This window comes from Methylicorpusculum oleiharenae (assembly GCF_009828925.2).
Lineage (GTDB): Bacteria > Pseudomonadota > Gammaproteobacteria > Methylococcales > Methylomonadaceae > Methylicorpusculum > Methylicorpusculum oleiharenae.
Genome location: NZ_WUTY02000001.1, coordinates 4,422,577 through 4,446,589 on the forward strand (window position 1 = coordinate 4,422,577; position 24,013 = coordinate 4,446,589).

Here is a 24,013-nt window from a genome sequence, read left to right on the forward strand (position 1 = left end):
TCTAAATTGTTGGGTTGCGAAAAGCATGCAGCCCCACCTACGCTGAATAAACCCCCTTCGTCTGCCCTGGTGACCAAAACAGCGAAGGGCTAACTTATATAAGCCTTCTAACTGCAGTAAGCTTAAACCCTATCAGTTCTGTTTACCTTGTAAACCCAAACGCTCGCCACGATAGCTGCCATCTAAAATATTTGTCCACCAATTCGGATGGTCGATATACCATTGGACGGTTTTTCTTAATCCGGTTTCAAAAGTCTCTTCCGGCTCCCAACCCAGCTCATTTTTTATTTTCCCTGCATCTATTGCATAGCGAAGATCATGCCCTGGCCGATCGACGACAAACTTGACCAATTGTTTATGAGGGCTAAATGATGAATGAGGTAAGAGCTCGTCCAAAAGCGAACACAGTGTATCGACTACTTCTACATTTGTTTTCTCATTATTACCGCCAATATTGTAAACCTGCCCGACCCGGCCTTTGCATAACACAGCTTCAATTGCCTTGCAGTGATCTTCAACATACAACCAGTCTCTAATGTTGAGCCCTTGCCCATAGATAGGCAGGGCTTTTCCCGACATGGCATTCAAGATCATCAAAGGAATGAGCTTTTCAGGAAATTGATAGGGCCCGTAATTATTTGAGCAATTTGTTGTCAGAACCGGCAGGCCATAGGTATGGTAATAAGCTCTTACCAGATGATCAGAAGCGGCTTTGGATGCAGAATAAGGAGAATTAGGTTGATAGGGAGTTTCTTCGGTAAACTTGCCCTCCTCGCCCAATGAACCATAAACTTCATCGGTTGAAACATGCAAAAAGCGAAAATTATCACGGGCGTTTTCATCCAGCTGTTGCCAGTAGTTTTTCGCCGATTCGAGCAACCCGTAAGTACCCACAACATTAGTTTGTATGAATGACCCCGGATCATCGATGGATCGATCGACATGACTCTCCGCTGCAAAATTGATAATTGCATCCGGTTGGTACCTGGACAGTAAATAATCAACCAGGCTTTTATCGCCGATGGATCCCAGCACAAAACGATGGTTAATATCATCATCGACATCTGCAAGGGTTTCCAAATTACCTGCGTAAGTCAGCGCATCCAGAGTAATGACTTTAGTGTCACCCCTCTTCAGCATCTGATGGACGAAATTACTTCCTATAAATCCTGCACCACCGGTAACGATGATAGTTTTGTACTGTTGCATTAAGCTCCCCCTTTTCTGGTCATCATGCCTTTTGATGGATTATAGCCAAAAATTGCCGCAATCATAAAAATGACGAAAGCAACCGATACGTAAATGAAAGCCTCAAGATTGAATTGACCATACAATGCAAAACGGATCAGCTCAACCGCTTGAGAAAAAGGGTTGTAGTATGCCAAGGTATGCAACAATTCGCTAGATTCCTTGAGCTTCCAAAGGGGATAAAGCGCTGTGGATAGAAAAAAGAGGGGGAAAATGACAAAATTCATTACCCCTGCAAAGTTTTCCAATTGCTTGATAAATGAAGAAAGCAATAAGCCCAAAGCCCCCAGCATCATCCCCGCCATTAATAAAGCAGGCAGCACCCAAAGATACCCCTCCAAGGGCGCTTCAATTTCATAAAACCAGGCTATCAAAAGAAAAACGTAGACTTGTAAGACCGAAACCGCGGTTCCGGCTATCAATTTGCTGGTTAACAAAAACCAACGGGGCAAGGGCGAAACCATAAGGATACGCATGCTGCCCATTTCCCGGTCATACACCATGGATAAAGAACTCTGCATACCGTTAAATAATTGAATCATACCGATTAAACCCGGGGTGATATAAACTTCATACAAAATATACGTTTCGTAAGGGGGTGATATCGCGATCCCCAAAGCAGAGCGAAAACCCGCTGCAAACACAAAAAGCCAAATCAAGGGCCGCACCAAAGCGGACACAAACCGTTCTTTCTGCTTGAGGAAACGCCATAACTCACGCCAGATAATGCCCCACATGGCTCTCCAGAAATGGAGTAATCTCATGATGCTTCTCCTTGAGTCAGCGCATAAAAAGCCTTGTTAACGGTATCTGCCGATGTTATTTGAAGTACTTCTTCAACACTGCCTTGAGCCCGAATAACGCCTTTATGCAATATCACTAAACGATCCTGAGGATAAATTTCGTCCGTCAGGTGGCTGGCCCATAAAACCGCGATGTTTTCATCAACCGCTAACTGATGCACGTAGTCGACAATCGCTTGACGACTGGGTATGTCAAGACCTACGGTGGGCTCATCCAGGAGCAGCAAAGAGGGTTTATGCAGCAAAGCTCTTGCAATTTCAACTCGCCGCCGGTGACCTCCATTCAATTGCCGAACTGATTCAAAGCGGCGCTCAAACATTTTTAAGCGTTCCAGTTCCTCTTGAATCCGTGATGCCGCAGTTTTCCGGCTTAAACCGTGTAATGCGCAGTGATAGCGCAGGTTCTGGATAACCGACAAATCCATATCCAGCGTCGCCTGCTGAAAGACGACACCCAACCGGGCTAAAGCCTGAGTACTCTGCTTTTTAATATCAAAACCGGCAAGCGAAATACGCCCGTGATGACTGTCGTAAAGGCGAGTAATCAATGAAAAAAGCGTGCTTTTCCCTGCGCCGTTGGGACCCAGCAGCAAAGTACATTCGCCAGAATTCACCGTGATGTTGACTTGATCCAACGCGAGTTTATTTCCGTAGGCGAAACTTAAATTCTGAATCGTTAAGGCGGCTGAACTCATGGCTTTGACACCACGCCCCAAGGGTAGCGCCCTACACCGATAGATTTAGTCACTTTATGATTGTCCAGATCAATGATGGAAACATCATTGCTGAGGCCATTCGTTGTATAAAGTCTTTTTTGATCCGGTGAAAACGCCAGATTCCATACGCGTTGTCCCACCAGCAAGTATTTTTCAACTTCAAAGGTTTTAGCGTTGATCACTGCAACCCGGTTGGCCGGTCCCATAGCAACATAAGCCCAGTGCTGATCTTTATCGATAACAACACCAACAGGCTGAATAGTGTCGTCCGTAACGCCTTGAACGGATAGTTTAATTTTTTTTACTATTTGCCGAGTTTTGGCATCAAGCACAGTGACTGTTCCCGCCATTTCCGATGTCACCCATAAAAACTGACTGTCTGATGTAAAACTCAAGGCTCTGGGCCGAGGATCGACCAGCGTATTATCACTGATTGTCAGTGTTTTTGCGTCTATCCAATGCAGCATGTTCGTTGCCTCAGTCGCACTGACAACCCATTGGCCATCTGGGCTTGCAGCAACTCCTTCAGGTTCCACACCAACCGGTATTTGTTGAACTGCTTGTTTTGTCGCAATATCGATCACAGTGACGGTATTGTCGTCCTCATTTGAAGCAAAAAGGCGTTTACCATCGGGCGTTAATGCAAAAGTTTCCGGATCTTCACCGGAAGGGAGCCTGCCAATCTCAAGCAATGATTCTGAGTCAATCACTTTAATAGTATTGTCGTCACTGGTTGCTACAAACAGATATTTATAATCATTGCTAATGGCAATGCCTCTGGGCCGCTGCCCAACTGAAACGGTTTTAAGGAGACTCCCTGCAATGGGATCGACGACAGCAATTGCATTATCTTTTTCCAGAGTGACATACACCGTCTCGGCATGAGCGGCCGCACTTAACGCGATAAGAAAACCCGCGCTTATCATCCAAGCTTTCATTAATGTAACCTCATTTACAAAGTGATTCAGGTTGATCGAAGCCTAAGGTATCCAATTCTGTTTTAGGATGTAAAAAACCTTCTACGGGGGCAACAGCCACCAGTGAGCGAGGCGCAGCCAGTAAAATGGGCTGTCGCATCTGGCCATCCCAAACCCGAAAGGATAGTGGTTTGCCTTTATAGCCCTGCAGGGCAAAGTCTTCACTCATCATATAGGCTTTAATATCAGCCAAATTTACAGAATGGGTCCGCGTTGCCGCTTCACCTATGGCTCTCACGGCCATGTATGCGCCGTAATCCGATTCTTCCATCCATCGACCTATTTTATCCTTGAAACGGTTTTGCATTTGTATCGCCCCCCATTGCTCATGTGTTTTGTGCCACGCTGTTGCAATAAGACCTTGTGTACCGATAACCGGCCTGGGACTCCAGGTGCGATAATCCAAATACTCGCCGAATGCACCCTGTTCGTCGGCAACAACCAAAACATCATAATCCCCGGACTGCGTAAATGTTGGAATATCAGACTGCTCGGTTTTACGGGCATCAAAGGTATGTTCCCATTTTTTTTCAGCGGTTATCTTGATTCCAAAACGCTTAGCCGAACGTTTAATTGCAGCCGCAAAAAGCGCGTCTTCTTTGGCAGGTCCGACGACCAGAAACCACTTTGACCAACGTTTTTTCATCATGTATTGCGCAAGAGCATCGGCCCGCATTGCGCGACTGGGGAGAATAAACAACACTTGAGGTAAGCATTTTGTTCTTAAGGCATCATCCGACGTATTTGCATCAAAAATGAGCATCTGATCAGGCTTAGCCAGTTCACTGATTTTTTCTAATTGTGAAGCCGGCAAATCGGCAATGACAAATGCGTATTTATTGAGGACTTTATCCTTAAAAAGCTGATAACTGTCTCCTTGTATAGGGACTGCTATCTTATCGATGATATAGACTTGTCCTGTGAATCGGCCGGTTGTATTGTTATCAGCAATACCGAGTTGCGCGCCAGGAAAGCCTTTATCTTTTATAAAAGGGTCAAGATTGGACAGCGACTGCGGCGGGGCAAGTTCCTGGCTGAAATAGGCAATCTTGATCTCTTTTTCATTTGCTGCCGCGGCTAAACCAACCCAAAAAAAATAAAGAAACAGTACTCTTAATTTAAAAGGGTAAGCCATGATTTATTCCTGGATTTCTGTCAAAAACAAGGGGGGTTAAGACGAATTTTTGTAAGCTTGCCATCGACTTGGGCATGCAAAAACTAAACGCGTATACATGTTTGCATGCTTGAAAACAATCGATGAATAGTAATACGATGCTTGAACATTGTAACGTAATCGACTAAAAACAAGTTTATTTCCTGAAAAGCAGTTAACCCTTATTAAAGCAGGACACAAGGGAATGGAAGTCTTAACTTTTCTACTTTCAAAACTAAAAGCCTGCTTTCATGCGTTTATTCAAAGCTGAAATTTCAATGCATTCACCAACAAAAGCCAATTATATTACGCTACGGCTGTTAAATCAGCCCTTATCGGTAAAGCTTTGTGATTTAAGAGAAATATTTTTTATTTTAACCGTTTCACTATTTCTTTGATTCTACGATAATTAATAACAAAGAAAATTTAAGGAATGTCCTAATGCCGTCAACCCCAAGTAAAGATGTTGATGACCCAATTCCCTATGACGACGATCTGGTTCATTCCAATAGAAGAAAATCAGTGCGTTATGTCCGCAATGATATTCAAACCACCCTCTCGATCCGAAATTTCATAGGCTTGAAAAGCACAATGGATGTCAAGCTTTTCGATATAAGCAGCCGGGGTGTAAACATTTCAGTTGCTAAACGGCTAAAAATCGGAAAACCAGTCTACCTGACTTTTAGATTCGAGGACGGTGTAGAATTTAAAATTAATGCTTTTATCAAAAACTGTTGTATCAAATCTGAATATCAATACGGAATCAAGTTCGAAAAGCAAGAAAATAATTTGGCTGATCATTTACTTAAGACTCAAGTAGATCTAGTATTCAAATAGATAAAATTGATTTCGTCACCTTTTACGATCCAACCAGGAAAAAGTCATGGAAACCTCTGCTATTAACACATACCACTCAGCACCCCCATTGACAGCCTCCAAAGAGAACTTTCAGACAACACAGACGGCAATTGAGCAAGCCGACAGGCCTATCCGGACTGAATCTGAAAATAAAGTCAAACTATCTGATGATGCAGTCAAATTATCCCGGCAGTTTCAAAAAAACGAAACCGAACAGACAAAAACTCAAATTTCTGACAACCAGGAAGCCCAGGCAACAATCAATGACATTAAAATTGCCATGCAGAATGATCCGGGCCGCTCTTTTTCCGCTCAAAGCAACTTCACCTCCAATATGATAAGAAGCCTGACCGGTTAATCAGTCGACGGCTATGCATCTCAAGTCAATTTATGTCTATCCGGTAAAATCCCTTGGGGGATTTAATGTTAAATCATGGCCCGTTAACGAAAAAGGATTATTGCACGACAGAAGGTGGGTAATAGTTGATAAGGAAAACCGTTTTATTACTCAACGGCAATTGCCAAAAATGGCATTAATCAGCACGTCGCTGTCTGAAGAAGGTTTGCATCTTTCCGCAGAATCGATGCCGCCGATAACAGTGCCTTATGAATCGGGTCATACGACTTCTTTAAAAGTTAAAATCTGGAATGACAGTTGTTTAGCAAAACCCGCATTACAAGCAGCCAGTAACTGGCTAAGCCATTTTTTAGAAACTGATTGTCGTTTAGTCTATCAGCCCGAGGATGCTGTTCGTGCTGTTGATCCAAACTACGCAAAGCCTAATGACAAAATCTACTTTTCAGACGGATTTCCTTTTTTAATCATTTCCGAAGCTTCACTTGTGGCTTTGAATGAGGAAATGAACGAAAACTTTTCAATGACGCGTTTTAGGCCGAATCTTGTAGTGACTGGTTGCGAGCCTTATGCAGAAGATACTTGGCGAACCATTCAAATTGGTGCAATTGAGTTTCGGCTACCTAAACCTTGTTCTCGCTGCTCTATCACTACGATTGATCCTCTTACCGGGCAACAAGGTAAAGAACCGCTACGTACACTTAATCGAACCAGAAAATGGAATAACCAAGTCTTTTTTGGTCAAAATGCACTTCATGATAGGCCAGGAAAATTACACATTGATGATGCGCTAATTGTTCTGAGTCATGGACCCAAACAACCACCGCTCCAATAAATCAGTTCGTAAGACAACCCTTACAATCTTTGCAACCAGGCAAAGTCTTTAATCATTAATCCGGCGTAAGCCTGACAACAAGCAACTTAAGGAGAGCTATCCTTAATCCTGATCTTTTTATGCCGGGCATAAAGCTAATCCGTTGCTCCAATCTCATAAAACCAATATTCAAGCTATCTTGTCCACCTAATGCAAAATATTCTGCTCATCCTTGGTGTCCCCTTCCTCATTTATGGCTTCTGGCTCAGCAACGACTTTACTGGCATTGCCGCCGGTATTTCGATTTTTTTATTTGGCATGCTCGCCCTGGAGCAAGGTTTTAACGCTTTTACCGGCGGCACACTTGAACGGATTCTAAGAAAAACCACGAGGACAAATTGGCGCAGCCTATGGTTCGGGATTCTTGCAACATCGTTGATGCAATCCAGTTCGCTGGTCTCTATCATCACAATTTCATTTATCAGTGCCGGACTGCTTGAACTCGCTGCAGGTATAGGCGTTATCTTCGGTGCAAATCTGGGCACGTCTACCGGAGCCTGGCTGATTGCAGGGTTTGGACTTAAAGTCAATTTATCTGAATACGCCCTCCCGCTATTAGTCTTCGGCATTCTGTTTATTTTTCAAGGCAATAAAAAAATAAAAGGACTGGGTTACATTCTGGCAGGCCTGGGATTTTTATTCCTTGGCATTCATTATATGAAAGAAAGTTTTGAAGCCATCAAAGAGACACTTGATCTGGTTGAATACGCCATAACCGGAATACGCGGCTTACTGATATATACCCTGATGGGATTTGCCGCCACCATCATCATGCAATCCAGTCACGCGACTATGGTTTTGATTATCACCGCACTAGCCGCTCACCAGATAACCTATGAAAATGCTTTAGCTTTGGCGATAGGATCCAATGTTGGAACAACGATTACGGCAATATTGGGATCGCTGGGCGCCAATGTGGAAGGAAAACGGCTTGCAGCAGCCCATTTTTTATTTAATATGGTCACCGGCGTACTTGCACTTGTTTTAATCCAGTACTTTGAAGCATGTGTTGATTGGGTTGCACAGATTTTAACCATCGCAGCTGATAACTACACGGTTAAGCTGGCTATTTTTCATAGTCTATTTAATCTGTTTGGCATCATTTTGCTGTTTCCATTTATTGACCAATTGGTTAAAGTGCTGGAGAAAATCATTAAACCGGCCAAATCCAATATTTTTAAGCCCAAATATTTAACAGACTCAGCCGCAGGATTTCCCGAAACTTTTGTCGAATCGGTCCGACTGGAAACCATTCATCTTTATGAAAACGCCATTCATATTGTGCTTAAAACGTTCGGATTACACCGACGGGACCTTCTTGACAATGACATGCTTTGGGCTGCATTGCAAAAAGACAGCACCGGTACTTATTACGACATCGATGCGGGCTACGAAAAACGCATCAAAGGTATCTTCAGCGCAATTATTGAGTTTATAAGTCAAGCCACATTCAGCCGTGAAATGGAACAATCTTCCAAACTTTATTGGCTCAGGAATTCAGGCCGTCATATTGTCGAAGCCATCAAAGATACCAAGCATTTGCAAAAAAACTGGATACGTTACGGGCGCTCACAATCAGCCGAAGCCCGAGATGAATATCAGAAAATAGCGTTTCAGATTGCGTTGATGATCAGGGAAATCGAGCAATTCAGACAAAAAATAGCTCAAAATGAATTGCCTTTGCTGTCGCTGGACTCATTAAAATCGAAAATAGAAGAAGATGATCTTCAAGTGACCCGCCAGATAGAAAAGCTGATCAGAGAGAAAAAAATAACCCCACAGACCGGCTCGTCTCTGATCAATGATAGCGCTTATATGTACAGTATTAAGTCAAATCTTGTAAAAGCTGCGGAGACTTTATTTCTGCACAAAAGCCCGCAAATGTTTCGCCCCGAACTCAAATTGGCTTTGAATGACTCGGAAATAAAACAGGTAATAGAAAAAATCAACCCCGCTTACGAACAAAATTCCGATCTGAACTGATCCAATGGCCCGTTTTAAGCTGGCTGAGATAGAGTTTTTATATGAACATAGTTAAGTTATTAATTAAGTTACAGCGTTTTTTCCGGCCCGAGCTTAAAAAAAATAAAGCTCATGCCAAAGAGTTGCAAAACATATTGGAGAAACTAAAAAAGAAACAACAGGCGCTTGAAAATGAGATCCTGCTAACCCAGGATCCTGAACTGATAAAGCTGTTTCAGACAGAACATGAAATTATTCGCATGCAATACAAAAAGGGAATCGCCGCATTGCATGAAATTTATGAAAACATTAAAAATTTGAGCTGATAATCTGCATAAAACAGCAATTTTTAAAATCAGAGTGATCAATCAAAATGTGGCCAGGATCTTGACTAAACATTTAACCCCGGTGGATCAAAATACAAGTCCCGTCGGCCTTTAGCAAATTCATAGTATTAAACCAACAATTCCCAGTTGGATGATAAAAAGGGGAGGCGTCAGTTTTGCGGGGATGTCGGCAGCAGGAATGCTGCAGTCAAGCTTCCATGAAGGGGTTTACAGCGTTCCTCGTAAGGCTTACGCCAACACGCAAAGCTAAATAAAAGTTCAAACAGGGAATTGGTGGCCTTTAACGCTTGTCTTTACGCAGTAGGTTTATTGCAGTAGTATTTTGCCAACCCTAAGAATGTTGCAACGTTCTAAAAACTGGACCTGTGCGGCTTCAAGCCGGCTCATTTCACAACTCAACCGCGTTAAAATTTAACGCATTCAATGTAATAAACCCCATGTCAACAAACGAAAATCAATCGACTTCAAATTTTATCCGTCACATAATCAACAATGATCTGAAACAAAACAAGAACAATGGCAGGGTCGCCACCCGGTTTCCTCCCGAACCCAATGGTTATCTGCATATAGGTCATGCCAAATCGATTTGCCTGAATTTCGGGACAGCTGCTGAATATCAAGGCACCTGCAATCTGCGTTTTGATGACACCAACCCTGAAAAAGAAAGCATCGAGTATATGGAATCCATAGAAAGAGATGTGAAATGGCTGGGTTTTGAATGGCACGAATTAAGACATGCTTCGGATTATTTCGAACAACTTTACCAGTATGCAGTTGATTTGATTAAACAGGATAAAGCCTATGTTGACAGCTTGTCACCTGAAGAAATAAGACAATATCGGGGCACGCTTACCGAACCCGGCAAGGAAAGTCCCGACAGAAGCCGGAGCATAGAAGAGAACTTACGGCTGTTCGAAGGTATGCGAAATGGCGATTTTGCTGATGGCCAGTATGTGTTGCGGGCAAAAATCGACATGGCTTCTCCGAACATCAACATGCGCGATCCTGCCATTTATCGGATTCGCCGCGCTCACCACCATCGGACCGGCGATCAGTGGTGTATTTATCCGATGTATGATTACACCCACTGTATTTCCGATGCACTGGAGAACATCACTCATTCATTGTGTACACTGGAATTTGAAGACCATCGCCCTCTTTATGACTGGGTCCTGGACCAACTCGATGTGCCCTGCCATCCGCAACAGATTGAATTTGCGCGCTTACAACTGGAATACAGTATCGTCAGCAAACGCAAACTCAATCAGCTGGTCATGGAAAAACATGTCGACGGCTGGGATGATCCGCGTATGCCCACTCTTGCAGGTCTGAGACGAGCCGGAGTGACCCCCAATGCCATTCGCGATTTTTGCGAACGTATCGGTATCACCAAAAAAGACTCCTGGATTGAAATGGCTGTACTTGAAAACAGCATTCGTGAAGATCTTAACGAAAACTCGCCCAGAGCCATGGCGGTATTAAAACCACTAAGAATCGTTATCGACAATTATCCTGAAGATCAGGTTGAGTCTCTTGACATCAGCAATCATCCGCAGCACCCGGAAATGGGCTCCCGCAACATTCAGTTTTCAAAAACCGTACTGATTGAACACGATGATTTTGCCGAGGTGCCGCCATCGGGATTCAAGCGTTTGATTAATGGCGGCGAAGTGCGTTTACGTGGAGCTTATGTCATTAAATGCAATGAAATCAGCAAAGATGAACAAGGGAACATTGTCGAACTTCGTTGTACCTACGATCCCGATACACTGGGCAAAAATCCTGAAGGCCGTAAAGTAAAAGGCGTTATTCATTGGGTATCCGAACAGCATTCAGTACCCGCTGAATTACGCCTGTACGATAGGCTATTCAATCATCCTAACCCTGATACATTAACCAACTTCCTGGATGCGCTGAATCCACATTCACTTGAAGTGCTTAAGTATTGTCGCGTTGAATCCAGTCTGGCGACATCGGCACCTGGCAGCCGTTTTCAGTTTGAACGCTTGGGTTATTTTTGCCGCGACCTTCAAGATACCGACAAAGGCGTTATGGTGTTTAACCGGACGGTGACCCTCAGAGACACCTGGGGGAAATAATCTTCTGATTGGGGGACGTGGATGACGGCAGCATGAAAGCTGCCGTCACCGCACATTGACCGGTTGAAGTCGGTCCGGTCCTCGACGGTCAATTCTGCGGCTTTAACGAAATCGAACGATTTTTCAGTATGAAATGAATAAAAGCCTCTTCTGAAACCCCAGTGGCCGGCAACAACGAGGCCAGCATTGATTCACAAATGAATATCGCCAAATTGTAAAGCAGCCAGCCGCGCATAAAGTCCCCCTTGCTTTAACAATTCCTGATGCGTTCCATTGGCTACTATTTTGCCTTTATCCATTACTACAATTCGATCCGCATTCAATACCGTGGCCAGGCGATGCGCAATAACCAGCGTGGTGCGATTTTTCATGACTTGTTCCATCGCTGCCTGCACCCATTTTTCACTCTCCGCATCCAATGCGCTGGTTGCTTCATCCAGTAAAAGAATAGGCGGGTTTTTTAAAATGGCTCTGGCAATAGCGATGCGCTGGCGCTGACCTCCGGAAAGCCTGATGCCTCGTTCGCCTAAAAAGGTGTCGTAACCATCAGGAAGATGACTGATAAATTCATCCGCCGCAGCCGCTTTTGCCGCCGCTTTAATCTCAGCATCGGTGGCATCCAGTTTACCCATCCGAATGTTTTCCATGACATCTGCAGCAAAAATGACCGTATCCTGAGGAACAATACCGATACTGCGTCGCAACTGATCAATATCAGCCTCGGCTATATTGGTACCTCCCAAACGAATACTACCGTGCTGCGTATCGTAAAAGCGCAGCAATAATTGAAAAACAGTACTTTTCCCTGCCCCGGATGGCCCCACCAGAGCCACGGTCTCACCCGGTTCAATCATTAATGAAAAATCTTCCAATGCATAGTGTTCAGATCTTGATGGGTAACTGAAGTACACCCGATCGAATTGAATCCGGTCAATGGTCAACGGATTCATCACTTTCGGATGCTCAACCCGTTTCAGTGCCGGCAACTGGTTTAACAGCTGCAAAATACGCTCCATGGCACCGGCCGCCCTTTGAACATCCCCCCAAACTTCACTGAGTGACGCCGTATTGGAAGCCACAATGATCGCATACATCATAAACTGGCTTAACTCTCCAACGGTGAGCTGACCGGCCATGACGAAACGGGCACCGATCCAGATGACTGTCATGATCGCGCTAAACACAATAAAGAGTGCAAAAGCCGATAATAAAGCGCGGGCTTTTAACCGGCGTCTGGCCGTGGAAAAAGCAGTTGCCACTGAATCATTAAAGCGACTGGAGTGATACGTCTCCAATACATAGGCCTGAACAAGATGTATTGCATTCAGTGTTTCACCGGCTATCGCACTGGATTGTGCAATAGAATCCTGATTGATTTTGGACAAATACCTGACCTTACGGCCAAAGAAAATGATAGGAAAAATCACCAAAGGCACAATCACAACAATCAGTCCGGTCAACTCGGGACTGGTCAGCGTCATCATAAAAAGACTGCCCATTAGTAAAAACAGGCTGCGTAGCGTGACCGAGAGACCGGCACCGACCACTGACTGCACCAATGTGGTATCGGTCGTCAATCGGGACAAGACTTCGCCGGAGGGTGTCTCTTCATAAAAAACCGAGTCCATCGCCAAAACATGTTGGTACAAGGTTGAACGAATATCGGCAACGATTCGCTCACCCAGCCACATGACCAAGTAATATCTCAATGCTGAAAACAAGGACATCACGACGACAATTGCCAACAGAATCAAAAAATACCTGTCGATAACCGCTTGCTGATTAACAAAAAATCCTTGATCGACAATGTTCCTGATAACTAGGGGCAGCGAAAGAGAGGATGCGGCAGCTATCACCAGTGCAACGAACGCCATCAGCATTCTGAATTTATAGGGCTTGAAAAAAACGGACAGCCGGCTGAATATTTTGATTTTTGTCGAGGCTAAACGGGCAATAGGCTCATTCAATGAGGAGAGTTCTCGTAGTTAAGATCTGTTGTTACGCATTGTCCACAAAACGCATGAAATACACAAAACTTCATAGCCCAATCAACTCGGGACCTGGATTTTGATGGCCCCTAAGCTATGCAACCTTGAATAAAACGCGTCAAGAAAACCGCAAAACATTCCCCTATTCAATTTTTTCGTAGGGAGTGAGGGGTGGGCGAAAAAAGCCGGTCAGGGTCAGACAAACTGACCTTGACCGGCTTAAATCTGTAGCGTTGGACGAACTAAAGTTCAACCGAGTTTATTACATTTTATGATTTTTCATCATTTGCATCATATGCATATGATGGGATTTCATGAGCTCGATTTGTTGATCTTTTAATGCTTGTTTTTTAGCTGGGTCGGTTTCCGCAAGAATTTTATTGGAAAGATCATGCATTTTAAGGTCATGTTCTTGCCTCATCTTCATATGTTCCATCATTTTGGATTCATCCATGCCGCCCATGCCTCCTTCTTTACCGCCTTCCATACCGGCCATACCGTCTTCTTTACCAGCACCCATGCCGGCCTTATGTTTCATGGGTTTTTCCATTTTCATATCGGACTTTTGGGGCATAGTGTCTTCCATCGCCACAGCCAGCGGCCCAAACTGGGTCAGCACTAAAAATAAACTGGTTTTGATTATTATATTCATGGTGTCTCTCCTCGTTAAATTGCATACCGAACATAACACGTTAATTACTATCAGTCATCTGTTGACAAGATCGAATTCATAAAAATTAGGCACTCTTTTAGTGCTAAAAGCATTTTATGCACCAGAATAATGCAAAATAACGCATCCAACTCATCTTTAGCCTCAGTAAATCCTAATTAATTCAAGTAATTGCCGCACCGAATGAGTAAGGAACATTTATTGCTAAATAGTGAGCAAATGTGCCCCATTATGAATCGTTCCTATACTTTGTAACCCTCTTTCTGTCGCAATCAATTAACCGACGTTACCTATTTGTTCAGCAAATGCCCAATTCAACCGACTTGAGTTCATCTGTGCCAACCCAATGAGCCGACCCATTCATCAAACTATTTCAAAAATTCGCCGGGATTATAATTCCTGGGTGGCTGATGAAACGATGGAAGATTACGCGCTCAGATTTGCTCCGCGCAGTTTTCGCAAATGGTCTGAATTTCAGGTAGCCAATACCGCATTCGGCTCGACATCCTTTTTGGTGCTGGAGGCTATCGGCGGATTTTTGTCCATCAATTACGGATTCACTAATGCTTTCTGGGCGATTCTAGTGGTGGGTTTGGTCATTTTTATTACCAGCTTTCCAATCAGCTATTATGCGGCCCGCTATAACATCGACATTGATCTGCTAACGCGCAGCGCGGGCTTCGGCTACATTGGCTCTACCATAACATCACTGATTTACGCGTCGTTTACATTCACCTTATTCGCACTGGAAGCCTCCATCATGTCGCTGGCGCTGGAATTATATTTTCAGATGCCGTTGGCTCTCGCTCATGTGATAAGCGCTGTTCTGGTGATACCGCTGGTGACTTTCGGTGTCACCACGATCAGTAAATTGCAATTATGGACACAACCCGTCTGGCTCATTATGTTGATTGCGCCTTATGTCGCGGTTTTTATGCATGAACCGGAAGCGCAGTTAACGCTCTCCACTTATTTCTGGATCGCCGGAAGCGGCAGGGGATTCGATGCATTGTTGTTTGGCAGCGCGGCAACGGTGGCTTTTTCGATGATGGCCCAGATCGGCGAACAGGTGGACTTTTTAAGGTTTATGCCTGAAAAAAAACATGAAAACAGATTTCGCTGGTGGGCCGGTGTTTTTGCTGCCGGCCCCGGCTGGATTTTATTCGGCATGCTTAGACAATTAGGCGGCGCCTTGCTGGCTCATCTGGCAATCCGCAATGGAATCAGCCCGGAGCATGCGCATGAGCCAACTCAGATGTACCAGATTGCCTACGGTACGCTTTTTAGTAATCCGGAATGGGTTGCGGCCTGCACTTTATTGTTTGTGATTATCAGTCAGCTCAAGATTAATGTCACCAATGCTTACGCAGGATCACTGGCGTGGTCGAATTTCTTCTCCCGCCTGACTCATACCCATCCCGGTCGGGTTATCTGGCTGTTCTTCAATGTCGCCATTGCTTTGCTGTTGATGGAGTTTGGTGTATTCGGCGCTTTAGAAAAAGTACTGGGCCTTTTTTCGCATATGTCTATCGCCTGGATCAGCGCTGTAGCCGCAGAGTTTTTAATCAACAAACCGTTAAAGTTAAGTCCTCCAATTGTCGAGTTTAAAAGGGCCTACCTGCCGGACCTCAATCCGGTTGGCATCATTGCAACCCTCGCCGCTTCGGTGATATCGATTTTGTCTTATGTCGGTCTGTTTGGTCTATACCCTCAAGCATTTTCGGCTTTTATCGCGCTGGGCCTGGCTTTTCTATTAAGCCCACTGATGGCCTGGCGTTTCGGTAACAGACATTATCTGGCACGCGACCGCCATAAAAATAACAGCGCCGCGCATCAAAAATGCAGCATATGCGAAAACCAGTTTGAACAGGAGGATTTAGCCTATTGTCCGGCCTATTCGGGTTCTATCTGTTCCTTATGTTGTACCCTGGATGCACGTTGTCTGGATGCCTGCAAGCCTGGTTTCAGGCTGGACGATTACCTGGAAGTGTTTGCCAACCGGATTTTTCCGGCAAATATGTCGCTGCACTCCCGATTAAGATTACTGCGCTTTTTTCTGTTATTCGGCTTTTTGACAATACTCACCAGCATTTTCATAGGCATTATTTATTACCAGGATTTGTTGGTTGCGCAAAAGTATTTGCCCTCTTTCGACCTCTTGTTAGCCAATTTCGTCAAAATTTATGCCTCTCTGCTGGTCTTCATCGGCTTGTGTACCTGGTGGTTGATTTTGAATGACGAAAGCCGCCGCTTTGCCCATGAAGAAACCGCCAAACAAACACAATTGTTATTGATGGAAATCGAGGAACATAAAAAAACCGATATCAAACTGGAGCAGGCTCTAAAAATAGCAGACCAGGCCAATAGCGCGAAAAGCCGATTTTTAAGCAATATGAGCCATGAAATAAGAACACCGCTGAACAGCATCATCGGTTATGCCTATGTCTTGCAGAAAGACCCGGCTATTCCCGAGCATCGGCGCTCCGCTATCGATATTCTTAAACGCAGCGGTGAACATCTATCCTCGTTAATTGAGGATATTCTGGATATTGCCCGCATCGAAGCCAGGAAGTTTGAATTAAAATCTGAACCGATCAACTTTCCGGCCTTTATCGAACATCTGGTGAGAATCTACAAAGCTCAAGCAGAAGAAAAAGGCTTGGCATTTTGCTGCCAGATCACCCAATCATTGCCGAAACGAATCAAGGGTGATGAGAAGCGCGTACGGCAAATATTAATTAACATATTAAGCAATGCGGTTAAATTCACCACTTCCGGAGACATCTTGTTCCGTATCGGCTACAGCGGTGAAGTAGCGACCTTCCAGATAACCGATACGGGCAGGGGTATCAGGGAAGAGGAATTACAAAATATTTTCCAGCCCTTTACGCGTTTGATGGATACGGCCGAACATCCTGTTTCAGGCAGCGGCTTGGGCCTCACGATCAGTAAAATTCTGGCAGAAATCATGGGCGGCGAACTCACGGTAAAAAGCCGGCCTGAACAGGGCTCTTCGTTTACGGTCCGTTTGTTCCTGCCGAATCTGGGCGGGGATAACCACTTACAACGAGAGGCCGACATTACCGGCTATCTCGGCCCCCAAAAAACGATCTTAATCGTGGATGACCAACCTGAACACCGTGATCTGATGTGCTCCATTCTGCAGCCCTTAAGGTTTAATACATTACAGGCTGACTCGGGAGAAGCCGGCTTATTGGCGGTTGCCAAACAGACCCCTGATTTGATCCTGCTGGATATCAGCATGCCGGGCCTGGATGGTGTTGCTACGGCGATACAACTGCGCCAGCAAGGCCATACCTTACCGATCATCGTGTTAAGCGCCAACGCCTACAGTTCAGACCGGCTTGCCGCTATCCATGCCGGATGCAACGATTTTCTCAGTAAACCGATACAGATCTCGGACCTGCTGTACAAACTCAAACTGCATCTTGCCCTGGATTGGGTTTACGAAGGCGAAGATGATCCTGACAACAAGCCCGCAGTTGCTATCGTGCTGATTCCTCCCGACCGGGAAGTTCTCGAAATGTTGCAGGCTTTTGTTAGAATTGGCGACATTTTAGGATTGAAGGCCGCGATTCACCAGTTGCAAAAAAACGGCAGGATACACGACGGTTTTTCAACAAAACTGATCGCACTGGCTGATGATTTTAAACTTTCAGAACTCAAGCAAATACTGACTTATGCAACATGAAAACTGAACCCCCTTTCCATAACGGGACGGTCATGATTGTCGATGACACCCCTGGCAATCTTGCTATGCTTTCTGATCTGCTTTTCGAAGCGGGTTATCGCGTTCTGGTGGCTACTGACGGGGTCTCAGCCATCGAACAAATCGGCTTTTTAAAACCGGACATTATATTGCTGGATGTCATGATGCCGGGTATTGACGGCTTTGAAACCTGTCAACGCTTAAAAGCAGACCCTGCAACTGGCGATATTCCGCTGTTGTTCATGACCGGCTTGACCGAATTGGAACATTTGCTGAGAGGTTTCGAGGAAGGCGGGCTGGATTATATCGTCAAACCCGTTCGTCCACCTGAAGTGCTGGCCAGAATTGAAGTGCACCTGAATCAGGCCAGGCAGATGTTACAAGTTCGTATGGCCCTGGATCATAGCGCTGTATCCGTATTAACGGTTAATACAAGCGGTGAAATCACATGGATGACCGAAGCAGCCAAAACCATCCTCCAATCGTTTTCAGCAGAACACACTGAGTCTGAACAAAATGATCTAGCTTATGCTTTGCCAATGCCCATTCAAGATTGGATCATGCAAGCAATCAAGCACTTTGTTACAACCGGACCCGATCAGGCAGGGACAGATTTTGCCTATCAAGGCATAGTATTGACCATGATGCCTTGTGAACATTCTGCTGAATATCTGCTCTTTCTTTCAAAACGGCAGGAAACATGGGATATGGAAGCGCTGCGGGAGTCACTCGGCCTGACCGGGCGAGAGGCTGAAATATTGATGTGGATTTCACGCGGCAAAACCAATAAAGAAGTGGGCATCATTCTGGGCAGCAGTCCCCGTACTGTCAATAAACACCTTGAACATATTTTCGAGAAGCTGGGCGTATCAACCAGAGCGGCAGCGGTTGCCAAAGCGTTTCAGTCGGGTTAATGATCCGTCTAATTAGCGTTAGATGGGGGCGCGTCGTCAGGGTAGAACTAAAGCAAAACTGAAGGCATATCGCTGCCGTAACCTTGAACGTAGTCAACCTTTAAACCCACCAGTATTTTTAAAACTTCATCATTTTCGACAAATTTGGCAATGGTTTTTTTACCCATCAGGTGGGCAATATCGTTAATTGACTTGACCATCTCCAATGAGACCGGATCAGATTCGATATTTCTGACATGAATGCCATCCATTTTAAGAAAATCGACTTGAAGATTTTTAAGATAAGAAAACGATGAAAAGCCGCTACCAAAATCGTCCAGCGAAAACAAGCAACCCAGCTCTTTAAGTGAAATGATGAATTCAGTTGCCGAAGTCAAATTGGCAATAATGGCTGTTTCAGTAATTTCAAAACAAAACTTTTCGGGCGGCAAGCCGGTGTTTTTGAATTGCTCGACAATAAAGCCCGACATTTTTTTGCCTGCCAGACTGGAAGCTGAAAGATTGATCGAACACAAGGCTAACGCCTGCAACCGTTCAGGATGCTGGAGAAACCAGTCGAACAGGTTACGGATTACCCATTGGTCCAAGTCAACAGCGAGTTGATAGCGTTCTGCTGCAGGAATAAAAGCACAGGGCAAGATCAGATTCCCATCCTCGTCTTCCAAGCGAATCAATATTTCGTAATGCTCTCCCTCTCCTTCCCTTGAATTTAAAGGCATAATCTTTTGCCGGTAAAGCCTGAATCGATTTTGGCTTAACGCATCCCTGATTTTTTCAGGCCAGGGCAGCTCATTTTGACGCAGGATATTGGCCTGGTCCTGTTCATCAAAGACATGAGACCGGTTACGGCCGGCTTTCTTCGCGAGGTAGCAGGCCATATCGGCGCGCTCCAGCAGATCATCAAAGGCGCTATTTTCAGAATTGATCAATACCAAACCAATACTCACACCGATCCGAAAACATTTGTTTTCCCAATAAAACTGAAATTGTTCGATTTGCTTGTGGATGCGTTCCGTTGTCACAAGCGCTTGCTGCAGCGAACAATGTTCCATTAGAATAGCAAACTCATCGCCACCCAGCCGGGCAATTGAGTCTCTGTAGCGGATAAGTTTTGTCAATTGGCTGCTGATTTGACGCAGCATTTCGTCACCGGCTGAATGGTTACAGGTGTCGTTTACAATTTTAAAATTGTCCAGATCCAGATAGCATAAAACATGCTCGGAATTATTGATTTTAGCCGTATTGATAATCCGCTTTAAACGCCGGTCAAATTCACTGCGATTGATCAGGTCCGTCAAAGAATCATGGGTGGCTTGATGAGAAATTTGTTCTCGCTGAAGCAGTGCCTCAGTTACATCTTCCTGGATTGCGACATAATGGGTCACACACTTCTCGGAATTCAGCATGGGGGCTATGGATTGTTGAGCCCAGTACAATTCACCTGTTTTCTTTCTGTTTTTAAATACACCCCGCCAAATTTGTCCTGAAGAAATAGTATCCCAAAGGATCTTGTATTCAAACGGCGGCGTTTCGCCTGAACTGAATATACGGGGATTCTGACCTAACACCTCATCGGCGGTATAACCTGAAATATCAACTATTTTGGGATTGGCATATTCAATCGTTCCTTTACTGTCGGTGATATATATCAGATTAGGACTGTTCTCAACCGCCAGATTAAGTTTACGCAGCATATTTTCGGAAAGTTTACGATCGTTAATGTCCCTGATGACACCGTAAGTCCCGACAAATTCTTTGTTGTCCAGTTTCTTTTTATAAACACCTTTGGAACTGAGCACAATCGTGATCGAATGGGCTTCAACATATTTCGGCTCTTTACTGTTCTTGCAGCAAAGCCGCAATTCAATCGCTTTGGTCGACCGGTCACCGGTCCTGCGTTCATTAAATGCGTATTTGGCCTTTTCCATATCAGGTTGGTAGACCAGGTCAGAGTAATGTTTACCGATGACTTCTTGTTTTTTGAAACCCAGAATTTTGGCTATAGCGTTATTCAAAAATACAAATTCCCCCCTATCGTTCAGCATATAAATAATATCGGGCGAACTGTCGACGAAAAAGCGATGCAACTGCTCGGATTTGGACAACTGCGCCTGGATCTTGATGTTGGCTTCTTTTAACCGGATTTTTTCAGCAGCCATTTCAACCGAGTGTAACAAGGCTTCAACCGCATAAGGTTTTTTTATGAATTCCTGAACGAAGTTGAAACGCAAGGATCTGGAAGCTTGAGAAAAAGTGGCTTCACCGCTGATAATGACAACCTGTACGTCTAACTGGTAACGGTCAATATATTCCAGCAAGTGGTGCCCGTCGTGAACGGGCATATTGAGATCGAGCAGAATCAAGGTAATATCACGCTCTTTGATATATCGGATAGCCGCTTGCACATTGCCTGCAGTTACGACTCGATAACCCGAGAGTTTCAAAATATCTTGCAGACTATCTCTAACTTTAGGTTCATCGTCGATAACGAGAATCTCAAGATCGGAATTGGAATGTAAATCAGTTCTTGCATCCATTTTATAGCCTTTATTATGAGATGCTAATTATAGTAGGGGTTATGTTTTACGGGGTAGAAAAATCTGAAAGGTTGTTCCTACCTCAGGCACCGAAATACAACTTATCGTACCGGATAATTCGTCGGCAAGATTTTTGGCGATAGTCAGGCCAAGCCCTGAGTGCCCGGCACCTTTAGTGCTTATCACGGGGCTGAACAAGTTTTTGCTGATCTTCTCCGGAAAGCCTGGACCATCATCTTTTATTTCAATTTGAACGCAACATTTACTGCCCAGATAAACCCGGTCCTGGGTAATAATCGTGACATTCCCCCCGGAAGTGAAAGCTTCGGCGGCATTTTTAATCAAATTGGTCAGTAATTGTTTGAGTTTGGGCTTGCTTATCGCTATTTTTGGAAGCTTATCATCAAGCTTTAAAACTGAACTCACTCGATAAGAAGCAAATAGACCGCCTTTAAACAATGAGACAAGATCTAGTATCAAGACATTAATATCAACGAGGTCGTTTTCTTCGTTGACAGCCCCCTGACTATCGGAAAGAGTCAGAATCAGTTCACCGACTCGATTGATTTCCTGCTGGATCAGCCCTATTTCCTGAGGACCGTTCTCTCCGAGTTTAAGGCCCAGTAAATAAAGATAATTATTGATAATACTCAACGGATTATTGGCTTCGTGTATCACCTTCTTGACCTGTAACTGAAAATCGGTTCGAAGGGTATCGACACTGTCATGAATAAATTCATCAGTCTGACGGTGATTTAAAATAGATTGTGCCGCTTCGCCTGAAAACATCCCAATCAAGCCCAGCTTGGCTTTTAATTTAGGGAGATCACTGGATTCTAATCCTGCTGTAACCACGCCCAAACTGTGATTTTTTGCAATCAACGGAATCACAACCATGCCTTGGGCTGCCAGCAGGCGGCAAATCTGACGGTCAATGACAGGAACCGGGTCCGGCAATACCGTGTTAAAAGAATCAAGTATCCTTTTTTGTAACAATGCATTGGCAGCCAGACTTCGATTCTCTTTAAAATCGATCGATAGTTTCGATAAAGCTTCTTCTGATTCGGAATAGCCCTCCAGTATCATGTTTTCCTTGTTTAACAGAAAGACAGCGGTTGTACTTAATCCGAACAACACTTTTAAATCACGGCGTATCTTGCCGATGACATTATGGAGCGGGACGCAATTGTCATTATTACGGGTTATTGCACCAATATAGGCCAAATCCTTGGTGTGCTCTCCCAGGCGTTTAAAAATCGCACTGCGCTGATCCACTCTGGCTTTAATAACCGCCGTACTGTCGTCCCGTTTAGCCAATGAAACGCCTAAACTTCCTGCGGTTTTATTCACTTGCGCCATCACATCGGCGCATATTTCCTCCAGTAAAGGCTGACTCAGTCCGAATAAAGTGAAAGCGGCTTCAAAAATCCGCACTTCGGATTGGCTATCGAGACGGCTCAATTGTGCGGCCAAATTTACCAATTTAACTAACGCAGAACTGTCCAGAATAGCGGCTATGTCGTGGTTTTGATATTGAACAGCATCCGCAATAAATCCTTGAACTTTCCAGGTCTCTATAATATGAGCGCCGATTTCACTATGGGAAATACCGATTACCTTCTTTTCAAGCACCTCAACAACATCTTCGGAATGCTCGTTCAACAATGCGGAATATTCCTTGGGAAAACATTGCAACAAGACCAGTTGTCCGAGTCGGTGCAACAAACCGGTCAAATAGGCCTGATCCGGCGACTCAAAACCGGTCAATTTGGCGAGCCTTCGGGCGAAATGAGCGCAGGCCAGAGATCTAAACCAGATGACTTCAAGAAAGTTTTGCTGGGACGGGGGTATCTGACTAAAAAACTGCTGAGTCACACTGGTCATCGTTATGGTCTTTAAGGTTTCCAGTCCCAAAACCACCACTACCCGGTTTAAATTTTTCAGCTCGCCGAATTGCTGATAAAAAGACGAATTAGCTGCAGCTAAAACCTTTGAGCTGAGTCCCGCATCCTGCGCAATAATCCGAGTCAAATCATCAAAACCGGTTTGCTGATTCTGAAAAGCCTCGATCAGACCTAACAATACTTTAGGAATGGCAGGAAGTTGATGAGTATCGATCCGCGCAAGAATATTTAACAAGGCAGTATCCATAAGCTTTTACGGGGTCGTCGATGAGGTATTTAATGCCATGGATCGCTGACTTGTGCGCATAAAGGTTTCCTGAATAATCAAAGCATCAGCGCTGGCTCTATGACGGCTTAATTGCAGATCCGAAATAACCTGTAATTTGGTTTCTTGCCAGATGTTCATTTGCGCTTCATTCAAGATCATTTCAAGATCTCTTATATAGAATAGCGTTTTAAACCCGGCGGTCTGAAATAAATTATCCAACCAGGGTTTGTCTATACTGCAACAATCCGTGTAAACAGTGACACCGGATAAAATGTGATTAATGTCCGCAGCCACCTTGTCAACAGATTGTCCATTTGCAATCAGTGTCTGCCGGGCAATGCCGTGAACTTTTTCCGCATCTTCATCCCAATGCTGCCATTCGGGGGCGGGTTTGACCAAACTGCAATATTTTTTACCAGACGCTAAAACAATTCCGATTTCGATGGGATAACTCAGTTTTCCAAACCCTGAAGCTTCGATATCAATAATACTAGGCTTGAACAAAAATTCTCCCTGATTGATTTAGATGAAATGATTGATAGGCTTTTTGCTTATGAAGTTTAGAATAAAAAATTAATTTTAGGCCCAAAATAGCCCCACAAAACGGTTT

At 44.5% G+C, this 24,013-nt stretch carries 18 protein-coding genes; 8 read left to right on the forward strand and 10 right to left on the reverse strand.

What is annotated here, in order from left to right; translation table 11 throughout:
• Positions 1 to 132: 132 nt before the first annotated feature.
• The 5 genes from rfbB to GO003_RS19730 are packed head-to-tail and all read right to left on the reverse strand — an operon-like array spanning position 133 to position 4,879.
• Positions 133 to 1,209, reverse strand: coding sequence for a dTDP-glucose 4,6-dehydratase (rfbB, locus tag GO003_RS19710; RefSeq protein WP_159658834.1), 1,077 nt, complete (start codon positions 1,207 to 1,209; stop codon positions 133 to 135).
• The gene (locus GO003_RS19715) at positions 1,209 to 2,012 is read right to left on the reverse strand and encodes an ABC transporter permease (RefSeq protein ID WP_159658833.1); all 804 of its coding nucleotides are present in this window, start codon (positions 2,010 to 2,012) and stop codon (positions 1,209 to 1,211) included. The genes rfbB and GO003_RS19715 overlap by 1 nt, the downstream gene beginning before the upstream one ends.
• Positions 2,009 to 2,746: an ABC transporter ATP-binding protein gene (locus GO003_RS19720; protein ID WP_159658832.1), complete on the reverse strand. Its 738-nt coding sequence runs from the start codon at positions 2,744 to 2,746 to the stop codon at positions 2,009 to 2,011. Before GO003_RS19720 ends, GO003_RS19715 begins: the two co-directional genes overlap by 4 nt.
• Positions 2,743 to 3,705 carry a PQQ-dependent catabolism-associated beta-propeller protein gene (locus tag GO003_RS19725; protein WP_159658831.1) on the reverse strand — a complete coding sequence of 321 codons (963 nt, stop codon included), beginning with the start codon at positions 3,703 to 3,705 and terminating at the stop codon, positions 2,743 to 2,745. Before GO003_RS19725 ends, GO003_RS19720 begins: the two co-directional genes overlap by 4 nt.
• Before the next feature lie 10 nt (positions 3,706 to 3,715).
• Positions 3,716 to 4,879, reverse strand: coding sequence for an ABC transporter substrate-binding protein (locus GO003_RS19730; RefSeq protein ID WP_159658830.1), 1,164 nt, complete (start codon positions 4,877 to 4,879; stop codon positions 3,716 to 3,718).
• A 459-nt stretch (positions 4,880 to 5,338) separates the two neighbouring features.
• Here GO003_RS19730 and GO003_RS19735 point away from each other — a divergent pair, with 459 nt between their 5' ends.
• The 6 genes from GO003_RS19735 to GO003_RS19760 all read left to right on the forward strand — a co-directional run bounded on the left by GO003_RS19735 (position 5,339) and on the right by GO003_RS19760 (position 11,392).
• On the forward strand, positions 5,339 to 5,734 hold the full coding sequence (locus GO003_RS19735; RefSeq protein WP_159658829.1) for a PilZ domain-containing protein: 396 nt from the start codon (positions 5,339 to 5,341) through the stop codon (positions 5,732 to 5,734).
• Positions 5,735 to 5,780: 46 nt separating this feature from the next.
• Entirely contained in the window at positions 5,781 to 6,113 is a 333-nt protein-coding gene (locus GO003_RS19740; protein ID WP_159658828.1) for a hypothetical protein, read from the forward strand.
• 13 nt (positions 6,114 to 6,126) lie between these two features.
• Entirely contained in the window at positions 6,127 to 6,945 is an 819-nt protein-coding gene (locus tag GO003_RS19745) for an MOSC domain-containing protein (protein ID WP_159658827.1), read from the forward strand.
• Between the two features lie 189 nt (positions 6,946 to 7,134).
• Complete coding sequence (locus GO003_RS19750) at positions 7,135 to 8,967, forward strand: Na/Pi cotransporter family protein (RefSeq protein WP_159658826.1); 1,833 nt, start codon at positions 7,135 to 7,137, stop codon at positions 8,965 to 8,967.
• Positions 8,968 to 9,008: 41 nt separating this feature from the next.
• Positions 9,009 to 9,272, forward strand: a complete 264-nt coding sequence (locus GO003_RS19755) for a hypothetical protein (RefSeq protein WP_159658825.1) — start codon at positions 9,009 to 9,011, stop codon at positions 9,270 to 9,272.
• Between the two features lie 458 nt (positions 9,273 to 9,730).
• Positions 9,731 to 11,392 carry a glutamine--tRNA ligase/YqeY domain fusion protein gene (locus GO003_RS19760; RefSeq protein WP_159658824.1) on the forward strand — a complete coding sequence of 554 codons (1,662 nt, stop codon included), beginning with the start codon at positions 9,731 to 9,733 and terminating at the stop codon, positions 11,390 to 11,392.
• 191 nt (positions 11,393 to 11,583) lie between these two features.
• Here GO003_RS19760 and GO003_RS19765 read toward each other — a convergent pair whose 3' ends face one another.
• Together GO003_RS19765 and GO003_RS19770 are read right to left on the reverse strand one after the other, a co-directional pair.
• A complete protein-coding gene (locus GO003_RS19765) occupies positions 11,584 to 13,359 on the reverse strand; it encodes an ABC transporter transmembrane domain-containing protein (RefSeq protein WP_231089102.1) in 1,776 nt (591 codons plus the stop codon).
• Between the two features lie 283 nt (positions 13,360 to 13,642).
• On the reverse strand, positions 13,643 to 14,032 hold the full coding sequence (locus tag GO003_RS19770) for a hypothetical protein (protein WP_159658823.1): 390 nt from the start codon (positions 14,030 to 14,032) through the stop codon (positions 13,643 to 13,645).
• 364 nt (positions 14,033 to 14,396) lie between these two features.
• Here GO003_RS19770 and GO003_RS19775 point away from each other — a divergent pair, with 364 nt between their 5' ends.
• Both GO003_RS19775 and GO003_RS19780 read left to right on the forward strand, forming a co-directional pair.
• Positions 14,397 to 17,762: a hybrid sensor histidine kinase/response regulator gene (locus GO003_RS19775; RefSeq protein WP_159658822.1), complete on the forward strand. Its 3,366-nt coding sequence runs from the start codon at positions 14,397 to 14,399 to the stop codon at positions 17,760 to 17,762.
• Positions 17,759 to 18,694: a response regulator transcription factor gene (locus GO003_RS19780; protein ID WP_159658821.1), complete on the forward strand. Its 936-nt coding sequence runs from the start codon at positions 17,759 to 17,761 to the stop codon at positions 18,692 to 18,694. The genes GO003_RS19775 and GO003_RS19780 overlap by 4 nt, the downstream gene beginning before the upstream one ends.
• 47 nt (positions 18,695 to 18,741) lie before the next feature.
• On the opposite strand, the gene GO003_RS19785 is transcribed toward GO003_RS19780, so the two are convergent.
• From GO003_RS19785 to GO003_RS19795, 3 genes are read right to left on the reverse strand one after another with little or no spacing between them, the layout of a single operon-like run.
• The gene (locus GO003_RS19785) at positions 18,742 to 21,231 is read right to left on the reverse strand and encodes an EAL domain-containing protein (protein WP_159658820.1); all 2,490 of its coding nucleotides are present in this window, start codon (positions 21,229 to 21,231) and stop codon (positions 18,742 to 18,744) included.
• 39 nt (positions 21,232 to 21,270) lie between these two features.
• Positions 21,271 to 23,382 carry an HDOD domain-containing protein gene (locus GO003_RS19790; protein WP_159658819.1) on the reverse strand — a complete coding sequence of 704 codons (2,112 nt, stop codon included), beginning with the start codon at positions 23,380 to 23,382 and terminating at the stop codon, positions 21,271 to 21,273.
• Positions 23,383 to 23,388: 6 nt separating this feature from the next.
• Positions 23,389 to 23,907 carry a 3'-5' exonuclease family protein gene (locus tag GO003_RS19795; protein WP_206444786.1) on the reverse strand — a complete coding sequence of 173 codons (519 nt, stop codon included), beginning with the start codon at positions 23,905 to 23,907 and terminating at the stop codon, positions 23,389 to 23,391.
• Positions 23,908 to 24,013 lie beyond the last annotated feature (106 nt).

Bases quoted from the DNA above. Each gene is read 5' to 3' on its own strand.
- GO003_RS19740 (WP_159658828.1), top strand. From the start codon at position 5,781: ATGGAAACCTCTGCTATTAACACATACCACTCAGCACCCCCATTGACA.
- GO003_RS19755 (WP_159658825.1), top strand. From the start codon at position 9,009: ATGAACATAGTTAAGTTATTAATTAAGTTACAGCGTTTTTTCCGGCCC.
- GO003_RS19790 (WP_159658819.1), bottom strand. From the start codon at position 23,382: ATGGATACTGCCTTGTTAAATATTCTTGCGCGGATCGATACTCATCAA.
- rfbB (WP_159658834.1), bottom strand. From the start codon at position 1,209: ATGCAACAGTACAAAACTATCATCGTTACCGGTGGTGCAGGATTTATA.
- GO003_RS19780 (WP_159658821.1), top strand. From the start codon at position 17,759: ATGAAAACTGAACCCCCTTTCCATAACGGGACGGTCATGATTGTCGAT.
- GO003_RS19775 (WP_159658822.1), top strand. From the start codon at position 14,397: ATGAGCCGACCCATTCATCAAACTATTTCAAAAATTCGCCGGGATTAT.
- GO003_RS19785 (WP_159658820.1), bottom strand. From the start codon at position 21,231: ATGGATGCAAGAACTGATTTACATTCCAATTCCGATCTTGAGATTCTC.
- GO003_RS19770 (WP_159658823.1), bottom strand. From the start codon at position 14,032: ATGAATATAATAATCAAAACCAGTTTATTTTTAGTGCTGACCCAGTTT.
- GO003_RS19715 (WP_159658833.1), bottom strand. From the start codon at position 2,012: ATGAGATTACTCCATTTCTGGAGAGCCATGTGGGGCATTATCTGGCGT.
- GO003_RS19725 (WP_159658831.1), bottom strand. From the start codon at position 3,705: ATGAAAGCTTGGATGATAAGCGCGGGTTTTCTTATCGCGTTAAGTGCG.
- GO003_RS19730 (WP_159658830.1), bottom strand. From the start codon at position 4,879: ATGGCTTACCCTTTTAAATTAAGAGTACTGTTTCTTTATTTTTTTTGG.
- GO003_RS19735 (WP_159658829.1), top strand. From the start codon at position 5,339: ATGCCGTCAACCCCAAGTAAAGATGTTGATGACCCAATTCCCTATGAC.
- GO003_RS19720 (WP_159658832.1), bottom strand. From the start codon at position 2,746: ATGAGTTCAGCCGCCTTAACGATTCAGAATTTAAGTTTCGCCTACGGA.
- GO003_RS19745 (WP_159658827.1), top strand. From the start codon at position 6,127: ATGCATCTCAAGTCAATTTATGTCTATCCGGTAAAATCCCTTGGGGGA.
- GO003_RS19750 (WP_159658826.1), top strand. From the start codon at position 7,135: ATGCAAAATATTCTGCTCATCCTTGGTGTCCCCTTCCTCATTTATGGC.
- GO003_RS19760 (WP_159658824.1), top strand. From the start codon at position 9,731: ATGTCAACAAACGAAAATCAATCGACTTCAAATTTTATCCGTCACATA.